This is a genomic window from Halobiforma lacisalsi AJ5 (assembly GCF_000226975.2).
GTDB classification, from domain to species: domain Archaea; phylum Halobacteriota; class Halobacteria; order Halobacteriales; family Natrialbaceae; genus Natronobacterium; species Natronobacterium lacisalsi.
In genome coordinates this window covers 3,415,507-3,435,017 of record NZ_CP019285.1, presented here as the reverse complement: position 1 = coordinate 3,435,017, position 19,511 = coordinate 3,415,507, and the positions used below count along the sequence as shown (strand labels likewise).

The window sequence follows — 19,511 nt, the reverse complement described above, 5'->3', positions numbered from 1 at the left end:
GGTTTCCGAATCGAACGGACGCGGTGGGAGCCCGCGAACGTCAGCTTGGTCGGCCTAGTCCGGTGTTTCCACCCGAAAGCGTTGTAGCGGTTTATGCAGCGATACGACGACCTTCGCATGCCTTTACGGCAGTTAACATGAACGCACGCAACCAGGCGCTCGTAGTACTCACCGCGTTGATGATGGTGTGCTCGAGCGGGGCGATGGTCGCCGCAGCCGGTGCCGGCGCACCGGCAGCAGTCGACGAGCACGATACCGACGTCGACGCAGGAGAAGAGGCTGTACAAACACAAGACGAAGACGAAGAGGAAAACGATGACGACGATGAGGAGGAGGTAGAACTCGAACCGGACGAACCTGAAGACGACGGCCAACAAGGCGCGTACGTAACCTTCGAGGATCAGGCTACTGACGGCGACACGGTCGTCGTCGACGAAGTGACGATGGCGAACGGCGGCTTCGTGGTGATCCACGACAGTCGCCTCCTGCTCGACGACCCCGACGCGCCGTTCGACAGCGTCATCGGCGTGTCGGAGTACCTCGAGGCGGGGACCCACGAGAACATCGAGATCACGCTCGACGAACCGCTCGAGGAGTCCGAGACGCTGTTCGCGATGCCGCACCGTGACACGAACGACAACCAGCAGTACGACTTCCTCGGAAACGAGGATCTGGAGCCGGGTGAAGCGGACATCCCGTACCTGACGCCGGATGGTGAGGCGGTGACTGACGACGGTGACGTTACCGTCGAAGCCGTCGACGAAGCGCCCGACGAAGACCTCGACGATGAAGACGAACTAGACGAGGAACCCGAAGACGAACTCGATGACGAACCGGTCGACGAACCGGATGAGGACATCGACGAGGAGCCTGAAGAGGACGTCGACGAGATTCCCGAAGAGATCGCGATCGACGTCGTCATCGAACAGGCGACGATATTCACGTACGTCGACCACGGCGACGGGATGCCGGTCGACGACGTAAACGACATCGACGCCGACGACGGACTCGACGACGCCGACGACGGCGACCTCGAGGACGATACCGACGGTGTCGATGATAACGATGGTCTCGACGACGAGGACGAGAGCGACGATGATGACGAACTCAACGATGACGACGAGTTGGATGACGACGAGATGCACGACGACGAGTTGGATGACGACGAACTCGACACGAACGACGAGTCGAATGACGACGGAATGAACGGCGCAGTCGAGGACGAACTCGAGGACGAGACCGGACTCGAGGTTACCGAGGGCGGACTCGACGTATCGATCGAACAGGCTACCGTGACGGCGCTCAACGGCGATATCGATGGCCTAGATGACGTCCAGGACGACGAGTCGGACCAAATCGACGAAGAAGAGCCCGAAGACGCCGAGGATGACGAATCGGACGGGATCGAAGACGATGAATCGGATGAGCTCGAAGACGACGAACCCGACGAAATCGACGAAGAAGAACCCGAAGACGTCGAGGACGACACTGACACCGAAGTAACTGTCAGCGACGCCACCGTCTTCGCGGTGCTCGAAGGTGCCGAACTACTCGAGGACGGCGACGGAACCGCCGCTCAGCAGGACGATAGCGTCGGGGTGTCCGTCGATAGCGCGACGATCTTCATCGTCGTCGACGCCGAGGATATCGACGACGAAGGAGCGACTGAGGAGCCAGTCGACGAGGAAGACGGACTCGACGATGAAGACGACGGCCTCGATGACGAGGACGACATGAACGAGGACGACGGCCTCGACGATGAAGACGACAGCCTCGATGACGACGAACTGAACGACGAGGACGGCGAGGAATTCGAGGAAACCGACGGCCTCGAGGACGAACAACTCGACGTCATCTTCGAACAGGCGACGATCTTCGTGTACGTCGAAGAACCCGACGCCGTTGGCGAGCCGGTCAACGGGGAAGACGGCCTCGAGGATGAGGATGGGCTCGACGACGATGATGGCCTCGATGACGAAGACGACATGAACGAGGACGACGGCCTCGAGGAAGACGACGAACACGATACCGACGAGCAGATCAGCATCGTGGTCGAACAGGCGGACATCTATCTCTTCGTCGAGGACGGTGACGACCTCGACGAGGACGAAGCAGTAACCGAACCGGGAGCCGCGATCGGCGCTCTCGCCGGCTGATCGGTCCGTTCTTTTTTATTCAGGCACTCGCACCGATCCGGTGAGCGGATCGGACGTCGGTCGCTACTGACACGGATTGCTGTCCCGATGTACCGACGCAACTGCGACCCGCGCGGCGGTTGCGCCGGAACTGGCGTCCAGTAACCCGTATGACAGGGTCGATAAAAACCGACGGATCCGCGAGTCACGCCAGACGTCACGGGAAACGATCCGAGTCGGAGCGACGGGCAGCACGACGCTGCTACTGTTCGGTGGACCGATAAACCAAATCGGCACTCACTCGAGCAAGCGGTACAGACTGCTCGCACCGATCGCAAGCAGTACTACGACGCTCCAGAGTACGGGATCCAGGCTCGAGAGCATCGGCAGTTCCAGCCCCGAGAGCGCGATGATACCCAGGCCGACGACGCAGGCGACGACGTGGAGCTGGAGGACGCGGGAGGGATCGTCGTCGTGGCCGTCGACGTACGTGAGCACGTCGTCGAAGTTCGGCCCGGGGTGGATCGTCTTGGTGTCCGAATCGTATTCGATCACTGCGTCCTCCTCGAGTTGCGGCAGATGTGTCTGCTGGAGCGAGACGTAGACGCTCTTGTAGAGGTTGTTCGGAACCGGAGTCGTGTCCGACTCCGTGGCGGCGATCTCGTTGGCGACGTCGGAAACGTCGATCTGTCCCGACTCCTGGGCGAGCAGTTGAACGATTGCGCGCCGTCGGTCATTACCGAGGATGTGGAAGACCTCGCTTTCCGCCAGCGGACCGGAGCGACTCGTCTGGACGGACATTATGAGGAAGAGATTCCCCGATTGCCTTCGGCGAGCAGTCCATCACCGACCATCGTACACGTCTGCCCTATTTGCGAACCACCGACTTTAACCTGCTGTATTTTTTACAGAATAAGATGTTTGAAATGATTGGACTATCGGGAACGAAAACGAGCCGTTACGGCCATCTCGAGCGAATCGCTTCGATCCTCAGCCGGTCTCCTCCTGTGGGAGGTGGCCGCCGGACTGCATTTCCCGGTACGTCGTACAGCCAGGACAGCCGTGGACGATATCCCCGTTGTCACCGAAGACGCGTGCGAACTGCTGGGTGACGTGGGTGCCGCAGTTTCGACAGCGAGCCCCTGCCGTCGACGATTCCATCGGTCGCCAGTTTTGACGTTGTGGTGTCATAGGTGATGGGTGATGGGTATTGGGTGTTGGGTGTTGGATGTTCCGAGCGTGGAGATCGCGAACGGCGACGAGAGCACCGTCCGCCCGATTGGTTCGATTGGGTCGGTCAGTCCGATCGAGCTACGAGCGTCCGTATCGCCCGCGGTGTGTCGTACACAGTACACCCAGGGGAGCAGATGCGAATAAAGGACGGAGACCGTTCAGCCACGGAACGACCGCGAGCGCCGAGAAACACGGTGTTTGAGCGCCGAGATCGGATTTGAGCGAGCCACTGCGGGGCAGTTCGGGCCGATCCGCGACGCGCTCTTGTCAACGTGAATTCAGACGGGTTGGTCCGGGTTCGGTTTCCGGAGCCGCGGTTCGCCGTCGATTAAGCGCGTCGAAATCCGATATTTCCGATCGGAAACTCGATGTTTCGGCTTCGAATGATGGTCTTTCCCCGAATAAGGTGGATCGTTATAAAATACTCCGATCGCTTACCGGTCGTAGCGCTGGATAGTAATGGTGGTATGCGCGACGACGATCCACGGCATCCCCGGAGCCCCCGTATCGACACCTCTCCCGATCGAGAGCGAACGGACCCGCCGAACTGAACTGACCGACAACGACACCGACGATGTCTACGCAAGCGAGTAACACCCGAACCGAACCGTCCCCGGACTCCGCCGCACAGCTCGACGTCCTCGGCGACGAGTGCGCACGAACTATCCTCGTCGCGACCAGCGAAGGGCCGAAAACGGCCAAGGAATTGACCGATCGGACGGATAGCTCCTCCGCTACGGTGTATCGACGCATCAACAACCTGCTCGAGACCGACTTCCTGGCGGAGTGTGTCAGGTTCGAGGAGGACGGTTCACACACCACCGCCTACGAGGCCACGATCGATCGACTCAGTATCGACGTCGGCCCCGGCGGAATCGACGTTTCCCTCTCGGCGGCGGAGGAATGACGGCCCGTCTCGTCTCTCGGAACCGACAGCTCGACGCGGCAGGCATCGGTTACGCGATTTAGGTATTCCCGTTCTCTCGGGCCGGAATCGGGCTCGGTCCCAGCGGATTCGTGAAGTCACGAAACGGCGGTCGCGACCGTGAGCCGAACGACAACCCCGAGACTGCTGACGATCACGGAACCGTTTCGTTCATCGGAACGAACATTTAGTTCCCGGAGGAAAATATGAAAGAAGCACTAACAGGCCTGTATGATACGGATAACAAATATCTACTCAGTGGAACGGTCACTGTGATTGAGCAATGCACGATCTGACCGGCTTCCAGCGAGATCTGCTGTACGTGATCGCAGGGGCGGATCGACCGTCGGGCCAGACCGTCAAAGACGAAGTCGAGAAGTATTACAGCTCCGAGATCAATCACGGTCGACTGTACCCGAACCTCGATACGCTCGTGAACAAGGAGCTCGTCGAGAAAGGCCAACTCGACAGACGGACGAACTACTACGCGATCACGGAAGCCGGTCGCCAGCGCATCGCCGAGCGCCGCGAGTGGGAAGAGCAGTACGTCGACTTCTGACGGCCTCGAGCCCCGGCCCCCAGTTTCCGTTGCTGATCACACTCCCTTCTGACGGGACCTGTATCCCCATCCAAACGGCCCCCGATTTCGATTCGAGCGGCCGACAGACGCCCTCGAGCGGCGTATTTCGGTTCGAATCGGTCGATTTCGTTCGACGTTCTCCAGTCGCGTGCGTTTCGAGGCCGTCGACCGGCTGGGCCGGCCGAGAACCGAACAATAGTACGGTCATAACAAAACGGTTGAACCTCTTTCCCCACATTCGAAATGACACGACCGTCCGAAGACGAGTCACGTGCGAGTCGAGGAGAACGGGGGGATCGTCGATGAGCTTTCGAACGGCGACGCGGACACGGCTCGGGTCCATCCGGAAGTACCCGACCGACCTCGCGGTCGTCTCAATTGCGGCCGTCGTGGCGTACCTCGTCGTGACGTCGGTTCCCCCCGGTACCGAGATCCGGCTGTTCGTCACGTTCGGTCTCGCGCTGTTCTTTCCGGGGTACGGGCTCGTTTCGGTGCTGTTCCCGGCCGAAGCGCGCAACGCCCGCGAGGCGGCCGCGACCGAGGCGGAGACTCGCCCTCGAGGGATCGACGTGGTCGAGCGACTCGGGCTCTCGTTTGCGCTATCGATCGCGGTCGTTCCCCCGATCGTGTTGCTCCTGGGGGTCACTGAGTGGGGGGTCACGCCCGAACCCGCTGCAGCGGCGCTCGGGGTCGTTACCGTAGCGTTCGCCCAACTCGGGGCAGTGCGACGGCTTCGAACTCCCGAAGCCGATCGGTTTACCTTCTCGCTCGCGTCGCGGATCGCTCGAGTCCGCCGGGTCGGCTCCGGTCTGCAGGTTAGCTCGGTGCTGCTCGTGATCGCGATCGGGGTTGCCGTCGGTGCGCTCCTCGTTGGCTTTCTCGCACCGGCAGCGACCGGCGGTTTCGCCGAACTGGCGCTCTACTCCGAGAACGAGGACGGCGACCTCGTGGCCGGGGACCTCCCGGACGAGGTCGCGCCCGGTGAGTCGGTGCCGATCACGGTCGCGATCGAGAACCACGAGGACGAGCAAACGGAGTACACGGCCGTCGTCCAGCAACAGACCCTCGAGAACGGCGAGGTCGTCGAGCGGACGGAGCTCGGACAACTCGAGAGCAGCGTCTCCCCGGGAGACACCGCGACGAGGGAGTACGAGGCGACGCCGACGGCGGCACCGGGTGAAACGGTCCGGATCAGCGTCCTCCTCTACGAGGGCGAACCCCCGGTGGAGCCGACGAACGACAACGCCGTCGAGGACACCTACTTCTGGGTGACGGTAACTGAGGACGCCGCGGACGGAACTGGCGACACGTAGCGGCCTTCGGTTCCGATACGGCTTCGGTGGTATTGCTTTTCCGTCGGTGGACACGTCGTTCGCGTCCCCTGGCTCGGCGATATATCGGGCTACCCCGCTCGAGCGACCCGCGAGCGTGACTTACGTGTAACTCGAGTGGTCGGTGGTCGTCTGAACGCAGGCGGGAGTCGACATCGGAACGCACTGTCGACTGTGGGGTCGAAACCGTGGGGTCGAACCGGTGAGAAGTGTGGAGGGCGACCACCGACCCGCAGGTGTCTGAACGACTGTCTCGTTATCGACTCGCGGGTCCGAACGGTAACTGCACCTCGGGCCGTCGCGAGACGTGCTGTGCGATCGAGATCGCGAGGACGGCGACACACAGGACCAGGACGACGAGCGGCGCGGCGGCCGCGGTCGCCGGGCCCAGGGAGAGCCAGGCTCCGACGAACGCCGCCGCGCCAACGGCGGTCACGACCGCGTAGTAGCGGTGCCACGGACGTTCGGCGCCGACGTGTCGGTCGAGGTACGGCTCGAACACCTCCTCGTCGGGGAGGAGTTCGATCCTGTGGCCGTCGGGATCCCAGTCGACGATCCCGTGATCCTCGAGCATCGGCAGGTGCGTCTGGTACAGGGAGATGTACACGCGACGCCGCTGTGTCCGCGTTACGTCGTCCGGTTCGGTGTCGTTCTCCCAGGCAGCGACCTGTTCGACCAGCGGCGCGAGATCGCAACTGCCGCCGCGTCGTTTCAGGTACTGGACCGTTCGACGCCTGCGAGCGTTACTGAACACGTCGAACAGTTCCGCCTGTGTGAGTTCGCGTTCAGACATGGGTGCCCTCGCGGTCCCGAATCGACTGTCGATCGGGGGTGTTCGGATACCTCACACCACCGAGTGCCATACGGGTTCCCTTTACTATCGCTCGGCTACCCGATCGAAATCGAATTGTACCCGTTAGAGCTCGTGACAGACGCCTAATCCGACGATTCAGCGATCGGAACCTTTCGAACCGCCGGTGTCGGGGGCGAGCGACGCTCGCTCGCGGGGTCGAGCAGACGCGGGTTACGAGCCCTGTAGTTCGTGGCTACGGACCCGTCAGGTCGGGGATAACAAAACCTCGTTACCCGCTGTATCAGGACGATTCCCACCCGGGTATCGAGTAACCAATGACACAGCGCCAACTACGACGACGATTACGAGTTCAGGGACGGACGACGGGACCGCCGCGCCCGCGCCCGACCCGGCCCGCGAGTCGACCGATCAGTAGCGGACGAACGGAGGTGAGCGGATGAGCAGCCAGCGACCCGTCGTGCGCGGCGACGACTGTACGATCGCGGACGACGCGACGGTAGGCCACGGCGAGTTCGACGAGCCGACGCGGATCGGCGACGGAGCCACGATCCGGTCCGGGTCGATCGTCTACGGCAACGTGACGATCGGTGACGAATTCACGACCGGCCACGACGTCCTCGTCCGGGAGGCGACCACCATCGGCGACGACGTCCTCGTCGGCACCAAGACGGTCATCGACGGCCGGACGACGATCGGCTCCCACGTTAGCCTCCAGACGAACGTCTACGTCCCGACCCAGACGACCATCCGGGACAACGTCTTCGTCGGTCCAGGGGCGGTCCTGACGAACGACCAGTATCCGATCCGGGTCGACACCGACCTCGAGGGGCCGACCCTCGAGACGGGGGTGTCGGTCGGGGCGAACGCGACGCTGCTGCCGGGCGTGACGATCGGCGAGAACTCGTTCGTAGCTGCCGGCTCCGTCGTGACGGAGGACGTGCCCCCGGATAGCCTCGCGGTCGGCTCGCCGGCGACCACCCGACCGCTGCCCGAACCGCTGAGCGGGACGAATCAGATCGCATGACCGACACGAATTACGATACCGATACCGATACCGATACGCAGCAGGAGGCCGAATCGGACGCGAATCCCGGAGGGAGGTCGGAACCGCAGGTCGAGGTGACCGTAGACGTCGAGGGGATGGATGCAGACGCCGACTCGGACGGCGTTTCGATCGCGGATCCCGACGTCAGCCCGGCCGCCGTCGAACGCGTCGCCTCGCTCCTCGAGGACGGCACACTCGCGGACGGCCCGGAAGTCAGGGCCTTCGAGGAGGAGTTCGCCGCCTACTGCGGGACCGAGGACGCCGTCGCGACGTCGAACGGGACGACGGCGCTGCACGCCGCGCTCGAGGCGCTCGGCGTCGAGGGCGGCGACGCTGTCGTTACCTCCCCGTTCTCGTTCGTCGCGAGCGCGAACGCGATCCGACTCGCCGGCGGCAAACCCGTCTTCGCTGATATCGATCCCGAGACGTACACGCTCGATCCGGAAGCCGTCGAGCAGGTCGTCCGTGACCGGTCGGACGTCGTCGGGATCCTTCCGGTCCACCTCTACGGGCTGCCCGCGGACGTGCCGGCGCTGGTCGACGTCGCGGACGATCACGACCTGTTCGTCCTCGAGGACGCGTGCCAGGCCCACGGGGCCGAGATCGACGGCGAGCGGGCCGGCGAACTCGGCGACGCGGCCTGCTTCTCGTTCTACCCGACGAAGAACATGACGACGGGTGAGGGCGGCGCGGTCGCGACCGACCGGGAGGACGTCGCCGAGCGGGTGACCCGGTACGTCAACCACGGCCGGGCCGAGAGCGGTACCGGCGGTTACGACCACGTCGAACTCGGGCACAACTACCGGCTGACCAGCCCCGCGGCGGCGATCGGCCGCCACCAGCTCGAGCGCCTGCCCGAGTTCACCGAGGCACGGCGGGAAAACGCGGCCTACTACGACGAGGAATTCGCCGACCTGCCGGTCGAGACGCCGACGGTACCGGCCGGCTACCGGCACGTCTACCACCAGTACACGATCCGGACCGACGACCGGGACGCCCTCGCGGAGACGCTCGAGGACCGCGGGGTCGATACCGCGGTTTACTACGGGACGCCGATCCACCGCCAGCCGGCCTACGAGACCGTCAGCACGGCCGCGGCGCGGTTCCCCGAGGCCGAACGGGCGGCCGACGAGGTCCTCTCCCTGCCCGTCCACCCGGGCGTCTCCGAATCGGATCGCCGAACGGTCGTCGACGCAGTTTACGAACACTACGAATGAGCGAACACAAACTCTCCACGTCCACGCCGATGTCGCGGGCTGTCCGCGCGGGCGTCGTCGGCGTCGGTGCGATGGGCGAGAACCACGCGCGCGTCTACAGCGAACTCCCCGGCGTCACGCTCGCGGGGATCTCGGATCACGACGCCGACGTCGCCGAACGCGTCGCCGAGGAGTACGGCACCGACTCGGTCCCCCTCGAGACGCTGCTCGAGCGCTGTGACGTGGTCACCGTCGCGGTGCCGACGCCCGCCCACCACGAGGTCGTCTCGCGCTGTCTCGAGGCGGACGTCCACGTCCTGGTCGAGAAACCGATCGCCCAGACGGTCGAACAGGGCCGGGAACTGGCCCGCACGGCTCACGAGCGCGGACTCGTCCTCCAGGTGGGCCACATCGAGCGGTTCAATCCGGCGGTACGGACGATGGCCGACCTGATCGACGACCTCGAGGTGATCAGCCTCGAGGCCGAACGGCTCGGGCCGCCGATCGATCGCACCGCGCCCGGTAACGTCGTCTTCGACCTGATGGTTCACGACGTCGATATCGTCGGCTCGCTGCTCGGGGCCTCGCCGGACTCGGTGGCTGCGATGGGCACCCCGGACGGCCGGTACGCGACGGCGACGATGGAGTACGACGACGTCGTCGCCACGCTGACCGCGAGCCGCGTCACCCAGAAGAAAGTACGGAAGCTCTCGGTAACCGCCCGGGAGTGTTTCGTCGAGGTGGACTTCCTCGAGCAGTCCGTGCTGATCCACCGCGACTCCTACCCCGAGTACGTCAACGACGAGGGGCAGAACCGCTACCGACACGAGAGCGTCGTCGAGCGCCCGCGGATCGACAACGGCGAGCCGCTGCGCCACGAACTCGAGTCGTTCGTCGAGTCCGTCCGGTCGGGTACGGAGCCCGAGGTCACCCCCGAGGACGGAATCGAGGCGCTCGAGACGGTGTTGGCGATCGACTCGCTGGTCGACGCCGACCGGTCGAGTCAGGACCACGAACGAGCGCAGGATCCGAGCCAGGACCGGGAGGTGGAGATCTGATGGCCGCGGATACCGACGAGGACGCCACGGAGAGCGCGCCCGTCCCGCTGTACGACTCCTCGCTCGCCGAGTCCCGACAGCGCGAGCACCTGCTCGAGGGCGACGTGCCGGTCGCCGTCTACGGCCTCGGCAAAATGGGCCTGCCGCTGGCGGCCGTCTACGCCGAGACGACCGGCGACGTCACCGGCGTCGACGTCGATCCCGACGTCGTCGAGACGATCAACGAGGGCGAGAGCCACGTCGTCGGCGAACCCGGGCTGGCCGACCTCGTCGCGGAACAGGTCGAGCAGGATCGACTCGAGGCGACAACGGACGGCCCTGCCGCGGCCGACTGCGCTCGCGTCCACGTGATCATCGTGCCGACGCTACTGGACGAGGAGAACGAGCCGAACCTCGCGACCGTCGAGTCCGTCGCCGAGGACATCGCCGCGGGACTGTCGCCGGGCGATCTGGTGATCGCCGAGTCGACGCTGCCCCCGGGCACCTGCCGGGACGTCCTCGAGCCCCACCTGGCGAGCGAGAGCGGCCTCGATCCGGACGAGTTCGGGCTGGCGTTCTGTCCAGAACGGACGTCCTCCGGCACCGCCCTGCGGGACATCCGCGGGGAGTACCCGAAGGTCGTCGGCGGGATCGACGCGGAGAGCACCCGCGCCGCGAGCCTGCTGTACGACGAGATCACGGACAACGAGATCCACCCCGTCTCCGACGCGACGACCGCGGAGGCCGTCAAGGTCTCCGAGGGGATCTACCGGGACGTCAACATCGCCCTGGCCAACGAACTGGGGCGTCTCGCCGACGAACTCGGGATCTCCGTCCGGGAGGCGATCGGGACGGCCAACGACCTGCCGATGTGTCAGCTCCACGACCCCGGCCCCGGCGTCGGCGGCCACTGTATTCCGTACTACCCGCACTTCCTGCTGTCGAAGGCCCGAGAGCCGATGGACCTGACACGGACCGCCCGGCGCGTCAACGACACCATGCCGACCGTCGTCGTCGACCGCCTCGAGCGGGAACTCGCGGCCGAGGGAACCGACCTCGCGGACGCGTCGGTGGTCGTGCTCGGGATCACCTACCGTCCGGGCGTCGAGGAGACCCGCGCGTCGCCCGCGCTCGGCGTGATCGACGAACTGCACGACAGGCGCGCGGACGTGGCCGGCGTCGATCCCCTGGTGGATCCCGCAGACTACTGCGCCCGTCCCGTCGGGATCGACGACCTCGAGTCGGAGTCGTTCGACGCCGCCGTGCTCGTGACCCCACACGAGGAGTTCGACCGCATTGAGTGGGCAGACCTCGAGCCGATGGTGGTCGTCGACGGCCGGGACGCCGTCGACCTCGACGGGACGGAACACCGCGAGTACACGCTCGCGGGGTCCGCGTCGGGACGCGCGCCGCGGCCGGACACGGCCGTGGAAGCCGACGACGCCCCTCGAGAGCCACCGGAAACGAGCGCGGACCCGACCGAAGTCAGCAGAACCGATGGAGGAAACGATGTACAAGGGTAAATCGATCGCCGTCGTGGTCACGGCCTATCAGGAAGCGTCGTTCGTCGGACGGGTCATCGAGACCGTCCCCGAGTACGTCGACCGGATCTACGCGGTCGACGACGCCTCGCCGGACGATAGCTGGGAGGTGATCACCCGGGTCGCCGAGCGGATCAACGAGTCGACCGAGCCCGGTCACGAACTGGCGGTCGCAGACGGCGGCGACGGGCGACGCGTCGTCCCCATCCGGCACGACGAGAACCGCGGCTACGGTGCAGCGGTCAAGACCGGCTACCGGCGGGCCGCGGCCGACGGCATCGACGTCGTCGCCGTGATGAACGGGGACGGCCAGATGGACCCCGAGATTTTGGACCGGATCATCGACCCCGTCGTCACCGGCGAGGCCGACTACGCGAAGGGGAACCGGTTGCTCTACCCCGAGGACCGCGAGGGGATGTCGACGTTCCGGTTCGTCGGCAACGCCATGCTGACCGGGCTCTCGAAGTTCGCCTCCGGCTACTGGACGATCGGCGACCCGCAGAACGGCTACACCGCCATCTCGCGGGAGGCGATCGAGGAACTCGACCTCGAGGAGATCACGGACGAGTACGGCTTCCTCAATCACATCCTCACGCACCTGAACGTCGAGGGACTACGGGTGGCGGACGTCGCCATGTCGGCCGTCTACGGCGACGAGGAGAGCAGCATCGAGTACACGTCGTTCGTCCGGTACGTCTCCCTCCTCCTGCTGCAAAGCTTCTTGTGGCGGCTCAAGCGCCGCTACGTCGTCGAAGGATTCCATCCCGCCGTGGTCTTCTACGGCACCGGGACGGCCGGGATGGCCGGTGGCGCGGCCGGACTGGCAGGTTCGATGAGGCGACTGCTCCGCGGCGAGGACGCCCTCGCCGAGTCGGTCGCCTCCTTCGCGACCCTGCTACTCGGGGTCTGCTCGCTGGCCACCGCGATCCGGATGGACGCCGAGGAGAGCGAGCACCTCGAGGTGACCCGCTACGAGTACGAGGCGGAGACCGACGCGAACTCCGTGACTCGCTCGGGGTCGACGTCGCCGCCGGCAGTCGAGACCGACTCGAGCCGGGAACTCGAGGGATCGGCGGCGACCGGGCGAGCCGAACGGAATCGACCCCTCGACTGATTCTCGATCGCCCGGGAGGGGTGAGGGCGGTGCGTTCCGCGGGGAGAGCCGAGAGCGAGTAGTAGTCGGTCCCGGCCGTCGAGCGACGGGCGGCAAGCGGCGTCCGCAACTCGAATGCCGGTCGGCGCTCTCGCGGTCCCTTGCGGAGGGCGCAGTGCTCAAGAGGTCCCTTCCCGTACCTGCGGGCAGTGATCCGGGAGTTCGTCGCAGTCGCGTTCGGAGACCCGTTCGCCGTCATGAACACGGTCGGCCTGATCGCGTTCGCGCTCGTGGGCTCCTCGAAGGCGATCCGCGAGGAGTTCGATCTGTTCGGGATCGCCGTCGTCGGGCTGGCGATGGCCTTCGCCGGCGGAGCGACCCGTGATCTCCTCGTGAGCCGGGTGCCGCTGGCGCTGCAGTCACCGATCGAGATCGCGCTGGGGCTGATCGGCGTCGGCCTGGCGATCGGCCTGAGCGCCGTCCTGTCGTCGCCCGACACCCACCCCATCACGCTCGTCTCCGACGCCGTCGGACTCGCGGCCTTCGCCACGACCGGCGCGATCGTCGCGACCGAAGCGAACGTCTCGGCGTTCGGCGTCGTCGCGATCGCCACGATCAACGCGGTCGGCGGCGGCGCAGTCGCCGACGTCCTCCTCGATCGTGCGCCCTTCATCCTCTTCGACGACTTCTACGCGAGCTGTGCGGTCCTGGGCGGGAGCGCGTACTGGGCGGCGGTCACTGTGGGCGCGGCGGGTACCACCGCCGCGGCGCTCTGTGCGACCGTGACCGTCGGGACGCGGCTGGCGGCGGTGACGTACGGCTGGCACCTCCCGACGATGCAGACGCTCGGGTTGATCGGCAATCGAGCGACCGACGAATAGCGGGCGCGAACGTTCTCCGAGCGACGGACTACGGACGCCCCGACGCCGTGGCCGACGCCGGCCGCAGCACCGCCCTCGAGGACCGCTCGAGTTCCTCGAGGTCGCCCGCCGCTTCCGCCACGTCGACCAGCAGGTCGGTCAGGTTCACGAGGTCCCCGACGTAGGTCCGGCGCCGCCGTCGCCAGCGGGCGTCGGCCCCGTCGTCTGCGAGCAACTCTATTGCACGGTCCCGGACCCCGGCGTAGCCGTCGAACTGTTCGGCGAGGCCGACCCGCTCGAGTTCCCGGAACTCGCCGTACTCGTGGTCGTCGGTGCCCCGATATCGCAGTGCCGGCGTCCCGAGCAGGCCCGCCTCGGTGACCATCGTCCCCGTGTCGGCGATCAGCAGCGACGCCTCGGCCATCGCGTCGTGGATCAGTGCGGGATGGAGATCGTACGGTCGGGCGGGCAGGTTCCGCAGGTCCATCTCGCCGCCCTCGTCCGAGACGAAGACGGTCGCACGCTCGCTCAGCCGATCGATCAGGTCCCGCCGCTGTTGCCGGGTGAACCCCTCGAGGCCCGCGTCGTGGAGCGCGTCGAGGGCGTTGAACCGGACCAGCGCGTACGGCTCGTCCTCGTCGACGCCGAGGTACTCGCGGACCGCGCCGTCGGCCTCGAAGACCTCCGGGTGGAGATACGCACACTCCTTGAAGCCGTCGAAGGTGTAGTGGGAATCGCCGAGATCCCGACGCGTCACCCGCGGCGAGAGGATACAGTCGGCGAACGGTCGCGAAACGGTGTGGTTGAAATCGCCCGGTTCGTCGTCGAGCACGAGCACGGTCGGCGCTCGAGCGACCGTTCCCGCGAGGGAAGCGTAGGGGCCCCGCCCGAAGACGACGTCCGGCTCGAACCGCAGCGCCTCGCGGACGATCGAGACTATCTGATCGCCGAGTTCCCGAGCGATCGAAAGCGTGGAGGAGGCAGCCACGTCGTGTTCGCCGTAGCGTCGGTAGGGGAGGCCGTAGAACTCGAGTAGGTCGGTCGTACAGGCGTACTCACGGGTCAGGACGAGGACCTCGTGGCCCGCGTCCGAGAGTCGATCGACGGCGTGACGGTACAGGTGGACGTGTGCAGGCGTGTTCGCGAAGACCAGAATCCGCATCGGGTTCCTCAAGGGCCGCTCCGGGCTTTGTAATAGGAACCGTACAGGCGCTCTCGGGGCCGTTACAGGGGATTAGTCCATGAATTCCTCTCGGTACCACTCGAGGGTCTCGGGGAGGTGAGCTTCCAGCGGCCGGTACTCGTAGCCGAGCTCCTCGCTCGCCTTCTGCGAGGTGTAGAACAGGCGCTCGGTCGCCAGCCGGGCCATGTCACGGTTGAACGGGAAGACCTGCCGGTTCGTGACCGCCCCGACCGTCTCCGCGACTGGGCCGGCCGCACGGATCGCTGTCGCGGGGACGCGGACCCGTGCCGGCATCGCTGACCCGTTGGCCGCGTCGGCGATCCGCCGGACCGCGCGATCGTACGTGAGGTTCTCGCCGCCGAGGATGTAGTGGTCGCCGGTCTCGCCGCGCTCGTAGGCCCGCACGATGCCGTCGACGACGTCGTCGACGCCGACGATGCTCAACCCGCCGGGGAGGTGGGCCGGCATCGTCGGCTCGAGGCCCATCGCCAGTAGTTGCGGCGTAAACGACTCGTCGCCGGGTCCGAAGACCGAGGTCGGGTGGACGGTGACCGCGTCGCCGCCGTCGTCGCCGTCCGCGTAGCGATCGACCAGCCGCTCGGCGGCCGCCTTCCCCTCCTGGTAGGCACCGATCGGGTCCGCGACGTCTTCCTCGTCCGCGAACGCGTCGCCGTTGCCTGGTCGGCGGGTGCCCGCCGTGCTGGTGAACACGAGGCGGCCGACGTCGTCAGAGTCCCGGCAGGCCTCGAGTACGTTCGCCGTGCCGTCCCGGTTGACGCGAACGACGGTGTCCGGATCGGCGCTCCAGAGGCCGACGCCGGCAAGGTGAAAGACCGCGTCCGCGCCGTCGACGAGCGAGCGCAGCGTCGGCCCGTCGAAGAGGTCGCCGACGTACCACTCGACCTCCGAGTCGGCGAGGCGACCGCGGTCCGAACTCGGCCGGCTCAGCCCGCGCACCGCCCAGCCGTCCGCGAGCAGCCGTTCGCAGAGGTGCGTACCGAGGAAGCCGGTGGCGCCGGTGACTGCAGCCGTTCGTCCAGTCATCGTCTCGCCTCGAGTTGCGGCGGCACGGCGTCGTTGCCCACGGCGGCGTAGAGCCGGTAGGCCACCGAGACGGCCGGGTGCGTGTCGTCGGCGGGCGGCAACTCGCCGTCGGGCATCCGTTCCCGGAGCGTCTCGAGGTCCGGCACGTCGCCGATCGGGGAGACGGTGATCGACGCGTCGTCCCCCTCGAGGGCGGCCGACAGCGCGTCGTCCGACGGGAGGTCCCGGTCGAGCAACACCGCGCCGAGGGCGTCGACGGCGGTCGTGCCCCCCGCCGTAGGTCGTCGCGGCGTCTACTACCGTCCAGGCGGGATCGATCGTTCGCACCGCACCGACGACGGCCGCCGGGTCTTCGTCGGATCCCGCCACAGTGGAGCCGCCGGAGCCGACGACTCGAGCGATCGCCCGCATCCCGCCCGCCACGGTCCCGGCCTCGGTCGGCCGCAGCGTCGGCACGGGGACGACGCCCCCCTCCACGAGCCGTTCCGGGATCCGGAGGTCGACCGCTCGATCCCCGTCGGAGACGGTCCTGAGCGACCGGCGCCCATCCGCGAGGTCGACGAGGTCCGCGTCCGCGTCGGCCCGCTCGAGCGCCTCGCGATACCCCAGATAGGCGGCCGTGCGATCGAAGTCGATTCGGTCGTCGCTCGCGCCAGCGACGGCTACGTCCACGTCAGGGTGATCGTGGCGGATCGCCGCCGCGACCGCGCCGACCACGGCCGGATCCGTCACCATCCCGGAGGAGGGGTGAAACGGGTAGTGTGCGTCCGGGAGGATCGTCACACGATCGACGTCGGCCGCGATTTCGACGCCTTCGAGCAAGTCCGCCACCGCGGGTCGGAAGCGGTCGAGTCGCCGCTCGAGGTTCGGTGTAAAGCCGGTTCGGGCGTCGCCGTCGGCGCGTATCACGCGCACCGTCGGATCGCCGGACACAGTCATGGTTACAGGGTCACCTCCGCTTCGTCCTGGTCTCGGTCACCGTCTCGGTCGCTGTCGCGAGCGTCCGCCTCCGATTCCAACGGATCCTCGTCGCGCTTCCGGGCGTCCTCGGCAGCCAGTTCGTACGCCCGCTCGGCCAGCGCGAGCGTCCGCCTGCCGTCCTCGCCGTCGATCGGCGGCGACTCGCCCGCGCGAACCGCGTCGCAGAAGTCCTCGAGCGCCCGGTAGTGGGCCTGCAGGTAGAAGGTCGGACCGAACACCGTCGGCTCGTCGTCGGTGACGCGGCTCGCGACGTTCTTCAGGGCTTCCCTCGCCGCGTCGACGTAGATGTTGTCGGGCAGGTGGTCCTCGTTGCTGATCGTCCCCGTGACGCCCTCGAGCCGTAGTCGGGTGTTCACCTCGGGGAGTTCCTCCCACTGGTAGGAGCCACAGTGCAGCGTGATCGTCGTCCCGGTCTCGGGGGCCTCGAGGAGCACCGTCGCCGCGTCCTCGACGGGAATCTCCAGGGTCGTACCGAGCGACGCGCTCCGCACCTCGAGTTCACCGAACAGGTGCTCGAGGACGTCGAAACAGTGGATGCCGAGCTCGAGCAGGGAGCCGCCGCCGGCCGCCTCGGGGTCTAACGGCCACGACGCGGGGGCGGAGTCGGCCGGAGGCCGACCGAGCGGGCCGTCGTTGAGCCGCGTCATCGAGGCGTAGGGGACGTGTCCGACTGCACCGTCCGCGTATTCCTCGGCGACGCCGACGATATCGGGCTGGTATCGCAGCGTGTGGTCGACGCCGACCGCGATGGCCCCGTCCGCCGCGGCCTCGAGGAGTCGATCCGCCTCGTCGGTCGAGCGAGCGAGGGGTTTTTCGACGAAGACGTCGACACCGGCTTCGGCGGCCCGTTCGACCGCCTCGCGGTGGAGGACGGGCGGCAACGCGACGACCGCGACATCGAGGGCTTCGGCCTCGAGCAGCGCCGCGTAGTCGTCGTAGGTCCGGGCCACGCCGGCGCGTTCGGCGCGCCTGCGGTTCTCCGGAACGGCGTCGGCGGCGGCGACGACCTCGACGTCGGCCATCGCCCGTGCCGACTTCAGATGTACCATGCCGATATTTCCGACCCCGAGTACCCCCAGTCGGAGCGTACTCGAGTCGGTCCGCCGGCTGAACGGTGACGAAAGCGAGAGCATCTGGCAGAGAGGGAGCGGTCTGCGGGCTTTGTTATCTGCGACGTACAGCCTCGGGGGAGTGAGTAGCCGTTCCCGTGGCTGGTGGTGATCGATCGGCCTACCGAATTAGGCGTCAGCAACGGTCGAACGGTCCCAACCGCCTCGGTACCGTTTCATACGGATCCTGTCCCGATGGACCGGCGCACCCGCTGCCGGGTCGCGGGTGTGCCGGAACTGACGGACAGTACCCCGTATCAGGCGTCGGCTGCAGGGTCGAATCGAACCACTCCGCCCGATTCGATGCTACAGTCTTGACTGGACCGCCACTAGTCGTCGTCGGCCGTCTTCGTCTCCGATCCGCCGTCGGCCGCGACGGTCCCGCCGTCGACCCCGCGGGTGACGGCGAGCCGTTCGGCGACGTCGCCCATCGTCTCGACGGCGAGGTCGGTCTCGGACCGGCGACGATCGAGATAGGAGAGGATCGCCCGCATACGCCGGTCATCCCGCTCGCGAGTGAGGTTGTTCGGGTGGAGCCACATGTGGAACAGGCCGTCGTTTCGTACCGCCTGATCGATCCCCCGTCGAGCCTGGACGACCATCGGATCCTCCCAGATCGACTCCGCAACGGTACGTACCGGCCCCTCGAACCCGAACAGGAACAGCGAGGCCGGCACGTCGATCAGGCCGTACTCGTCGACCGTCGGCTGGACGAGCATCGACCGCGACCGGACCGTCGAGTCGACCAGCCCCCGGACCCCGTCGTAGGTCGGCGATCGCCCTCTGTACGCGGAGATCCCGTGTTCGGCGAGCACGTCGCGATGTCCGACGTCGTTACGCGGGTAGACGAACGAGTTGACCGACTCACCCCACTCGTCGGCGATCTCGAGACTGCGCTCGAGTTCGGCCTGTGCGATCTCACGGTCAGTCTCCGGCCGTCCGAAGAGGACGTGGGAGAACGAGTGGCTGGCGAACTCGTGATCGACGTCGGAGTCGACGACGCCCCGGACGAGATCGGGGGCGAAGCGCAGGTCCTCGCGGTCCGTCCACTCGCCGCGTTCGCGGTCGAACCAGCCGTCTGGCGCGGGGTGGTCGGCGTGGACGCCGTCACAGGACTCGAGCATCAGGTGTCCGACGACGGCCCAGGTCGCGGGCACGTCGAACTCGGCGCAGAGATCGAGCATTCGACGCCAGCCGCGGCGGCCGGATTCGAGCCGCTCGAGCGGCGGTCGTTCGAGGTCGTGAAAGCCCCAGCCGAGTTCGGCGTCGAGCGATATCACGACGCTACCCACGGAACCCACCACCGGTGTTCATGCTCGTCAGTCTGTGGACCGAACGGTTTTGTTATTGATCGCCTTTCGATAGCAAGGCGGCCCGAGACGATCGTTTCTGAGTCGCTACGGC

17 protein-coding genes and 1 pseudogene are annotated in these 19,511 nt (G+C 66.5%); 10 read left to right on the top strand and 8 right to left on the bottom strand.

The genetic code is table 11. The features are described from left to right. Positions 1-137: 137 nt before the first annotated feature. Positions 138-2,156: a DUF7282 domain-containing protein gene (locus CHINAEXTREME_RS16600; RefSeq protein WP_076738756.1), complete on the top strand. Its 2,019-nt coding sequence runs from the start codon at positions 138-140 to the stop codon at positions 2,154-2,156. 276 nt (positions 2,157-2,432) lie between these two features. On the opposite strand, the gene CHINAEXTREME_RS16595 is transcribed toward CHINAEXTREME_RS16600, so the two are convergent. After that, on the bottom strand, positions 2,433-2,936 hold the full coding sequence (locus CHINAEXTREME_RS16595; protein ID WP_007142945.1) for a DUF7344 domain-containing protein: 504 nt from the start codon (positions 2,934-2,936) through the stop codon (positions 2,433-2,435). A 189-nt stretch (positions 2,937-3,125) separates the two neighbouring features. Then, entirely contained in the window at positions 3,126-3,296 is a 171-nt protein-coding gene (locus CHINAEXTREME_RS21935) for a DUF7563 family protein (RefSeq protein ID WP_007142944.1), read from the bottom strand. A 646-nt stretch (positions 3,297-3,942) separates the two neighbouring features. On the opposite strand from CHINAEXTREME_RS21935, the gene CHINAEXTREME_RS16590 reads away from it, so the two are divergent. The 3 genes from CHINAEXTREME_RS16590 (at position 3,943) to CHINAEXTREME_RS16580 (ending at position 6,186) form a co-directional block, all read left to right on the top strand. After that, a complete protein-coding gene (locus CHINAEXTREME_RS16590) occupies positions 3,943-4,275 on the top strand; it encodes a winged helix-turn-helix domain-containing protein (RefSeq protein WP_007142943.1) in 333 nt (110 codons plus the stop codon). A 301-nt stretch (positions 4,276-4,576) separates the two neighbouring features. Then, on the top strand, positions 4,577-4,852 hold the full coding sequence (locus tag CHINAEXTREME_RS16585; RefSeq protein ID WP_007142942.1) for a PadR family transcriptional regulator: 276 nt from the start codon (positions 4,577-4,579) through the stop codon (positions 4,850-4,852). Positions 4,853-5,175: 323 nt separating this feature from the next. Then, positions 5,176-6,186 carry a DUF1616 domain-containing protein gene (locus CHINAEXTREME_RS16580; RefSeq protein ID WP_007142941.1) on the top strand — a complete coding sequence of 337 codons (1,011 nt, stop codon included), beginning with the start codon at positions 5,176-5,178 and terminating at the stop codon, positions 6,184-6,186. Positions 6,187-6,460: 274 nt separating this feature from the next. Here the strand turns inward: CHINAEXTREME_RS16580 and CHINAEXTREME_RS16575 are convergent, their stop codons facing one another. After that, a complete protein-coding gene (locus tag CHINAEXTREME_RS16575; RefSeq protein WP_007142940.1) occupies positions 6,461-6,997 on the bottom strand; it encodes a DUF7344 domain-containing protein in 537 nt (178 codons plus the stop codon). Between the two features lie 457 nt (positions 6,998-7,454). Here CHINAEXTREME_RS16575 and CHINAEXTREME_RS16570 point away from each other — a divergent pair, with 457 nt between their 5' ends. From CHINAEXTREME_RS16570 to CHINAEXTREME_RS16545, 6 genes are all read left to right on the top strand, one after another. Beyond that, positions 7,455-8,042, top strand: coding sequence for an acyltransferase (locus CHINAEXTREME_RS16570; protein WP_007142939.1), 588 nt, complete (start codon positions 7,455-7,457; stop codon positions 8,040-8,042). Then, a complete protein-coding gene (locus CHINAEXTREME_RS16565) occupies positions 8,039-9,280 on the top strand; it encodes a DegT/DnrJ/EryC1/StrS family aminotransferase (RefSeq protein ID WP_007142938.1) in 1,242 nt (413 codons plus the stop codon). Before CHINAEXTREME_RS16570 ends, CHINAEXTREME_RS16565 begins: the two co-directional genes overlap by 4 nt. After that, complete coding sequence (locus CHINAEXTREME_RS16560) at positions 9,277-10,317, top strand: Gfo/Idh/MocA family protein (protein WP_007142937.1); 1,041 nt, start codon at positions 9,277-9,279, stop codon at positions 10,315-10,317. The genes CHINAEXTREME_RS16565 and CHINAEXTREME_RS16560 overlap by 4 nt, the downstream gene beginning before the upstream one ends. Further along, complete coding sequence (locus CHINAEXTREME_RS16555) at positions 10,317-11,819, top strand: nucleotide sugar dehydrogenase (RefSeq protein WP_007142936.1); 1,503 nt, start codon at positions 10,317-10,319, stop codon at positions 11,817-11,819. Before CHINAEXTREME_RS16560 ends, CHINAEXTREME_RS16555 begins: the two co-directional genes overlap by 1 nt. Next, positions 11,806-12,951 (top strand): glycosyltransferase family 2 protein, encoded by a 1,146-nt coding sequence (locus CHINAEXTREME_RS16550; RefSeq protein WP_044962014.1) that lies wholly within the window; start codon positions 11,806-11,808, stop codon positions 12,949-12,951. The genes CHINAEXTREME_RS16555 and CHINAEXTREME_RS16550 overlap by 14 nt, the downstream gene beginning before the upstream one ends. A 236-nt stretch (positions 12,952-13,187) precedes the next feature. Next, positions 13,188-13,811 carry a trimeric intracellular cation channel family protein gene (locus CHINAEXTREME_RS16545; RefSeq protein WP_394295317.1) on the top strand — a complete coding sequence of 208 codons (624 nt, stop codon included), beginning with the start codon at positions 13,188-13,190 and terminating at the stop codon, positions 13,809-13,811. Between the two features lie 28 nt (positions 13,812-13,839). Here the strand turns inward: CHINAEXTREME_RS16545 and CHINAEXTREME_RS16540 are convergent, their stop codons facing one another. The 5 genes and pseudogenes from CHINAEXTREME_RS16540 to CHINAEXTREME_RS16520 all read right to left on the bottom strand — a co-directional run bounded on the left by CHINAEXTREME_RS16540 (position 13,840) and on the right by CHINAEXTREME_RS16520 (position 19,399). Further along, on the bottom strand, positions 13,840-14,952 hold the full coding sequence (locus tag CHINAEXTREME_RS16540; RefSeq protein WP_007142933.1) for a DUF354 domain-containing protein: 1,113 nt from the start codon (positions 14,950-14,952) through the stop codon (positions 13,840-13,842). A 72-nt stretch (positions 14,953-15,024) separates the two neighbouring features. Continuing rightward, on the bottom strand, positions 15,025-16,017 hold the full coding sequence (locus CHINAEXTREME_RS16535) for an NAD-dependent epimerase/dehydratase family protein (protein ID WP_007142932.1): 993 nt from the start codon (positions 16,015-16,017) through the stop codon (positions 15,025-15,027). Then, positions 16,014-16,956: pseudogene (locus CHINAEXTREME_RS16530) on the bottom strand (DUF362 domain-containing protein). The gene CHINAEXTREME_RS16535 and the pseudogene CHINAEXTREME_RS16530 overlap by 4 nt, the downstream one beginning before the upstream one ends. A 2-nt stretch (positions 16,957-16,958) precedes the next feature. Continuing rightward, positions 16,959-18,131 carry a Gfo/Idh/MocA family protein gene (locus tag CHINAEXTREME_RS16525; RefSeq protein WP_007142930.1) on the bottom strand — a complete coding sequence of 391 codons (1,173 nt, stop codon included), beginning with the start codon at positions 18,129-18,131 and terminating at the stop codon, positions 16,959-16,961. Between the two features lie 305 nt (positions 18,132-18,436). Continuing rightward, positions 18,437-19,399 carry a polysaccharide deacetylase family protein gene (locus CHINAEXTREME_RS16520; RefSeq protein WP_010546826.1) on the bottom strand — a complete coding sequence of 321 codons (963 nt, stop codon included), beginning with the start codon at positions 19,397-19,399 and terminating at the stop codon, positions 18,437-18,439. Between the last annotated feature and the right edge of the window lie 112 nt (positions 19,400-19,511).

What these genes read in the sequence shown, in the direction of transcription:
- CHINAEXTREME_RS16600 (WP_076738756.1), top strand. Translation starts at nt 138, where the DNA reads ATGAACGCACGCAACCAGGCGCTCGTAGTACTCACCGCGTTGATGATG.
- CHINAEXTREME_RS16595 (WP_007142945.1), bottom strand. Translation starts at nt 2,936, where the DNA reads ATGTCCGTCCAGACGAGTCGCTCCGGTCCGCTGGCGGAAAGCGAGGTC.
- CHINAEXTREME_RS21935 (WP_007142944.1), bottom strand. Translation starts at nt 3,296, where the DNA reads ATGGAATCGTCGACGGCAGGGGCTCGCTGTCGAAACTGCGGCACCCAC.
- CHINAEXTREME_RS16590 (WP_007142943.1), top strand. Translation starts at nt 3,943, where the DNA reads ATGTCTACGCAAGCGAGTAACACCCGAACCGAACCGTCCCCGGACTCC.
- CHINAEXTREME_RS16585 (WP_007142942.1), top strand. Translation starts at nt 4,577, where the DNA reads ATGCACGATCTGACCGGCTTCCAGCGAGATCTGCTGTACGTGATCGCA.
- CHINAEXTREME_RS16580 (WP_007142941.1), top strand. Translation starts at nt 5,176, where the DNA reads ATGAGCTTTCGAACGGCGACGCGGACACGGCTCGGGTCCATCCGGAAG.
- CHINAEXTREME_RS16575 (WP_007142940.1), bottom strand. Translation starts at nt 6,997, where the DNA reads ATGTCTGAACGCGAACTCACACAGGCGGAACTGTTCGACGTGTTCAGT.
- CHINAEXTREME_RS16570 (WP_007142939.1), top strand. Translation starts at nt 7,455, where the DNA reads ATGAGCAGCCAGCGACCCGTCGTGCGCGGCGACGACTGTACGATCGCG.
- CHINAEXTREME_RS16565 (WP_007142938.1), top strand. Translation starts at nt 8,039, where the DNA reads ATGACCGACACGAATTACGATACCGATACCGATACCGATACGCAGCAG.
- CHINAEXTREME_RS16560 (WP_007142937.1), top strand. Translation starts at nt 9,277, where the DNA reads ATGAGCGAACACAAACTCTCCACGTCCACGCCGATGTCGCGGGCTGTC.
- CHINAEXTREME_RS16555 (WP_007142936.1), top strand. Translation starts at nt 10,317, where the DNA reads ATGGCCGCGGATACCGACGAGGACGCCACGGAGAGCGCGCCCGTCCCG.
- CHINAEXTREME_RS16550 (WP_044962014.1), top strand. Translation starts at nt 11,806, where the DNA reads ATGTACAAGGGTAAATCGATCGCCGTCGTGGTCACGGCCTATCAGGAA.
- CHINAEXTREME_RS16545 (WP_394295317.1), top strand. Translation starts at nt 13,188, where the DNA reads ATGAACACGGTCGGCCTGATCGCGTTCGCGCTCGTGGGCTCCTCGAAG.
- CHINAEXTREME_RS16540 (WP_007142933.1), bottom strand. Translation starts at nt 14,952, where the DNA reads ATGCGGATTCTGGTCTTCGCGAACACGCCTGCACACGTCCACCTGTAC.
- CHINAEXTREME_RS16535 (WP_007142932.1), bottom strand. Translation starts at nt 16,017, where the DNA reads ATGACTGGACGAACGGCTGCAGTCACCGGCGCCACCGGCTTCCTCGGT.
- CHINAEXTREME_RS16525 (WP_007142930.1), bottom strand. Translation starts at nt 18,131, where the DNA reads ATGCTCTCGCTTTCGTCACCGTTCAGCCGGCGGACCGACTCGAGTACG.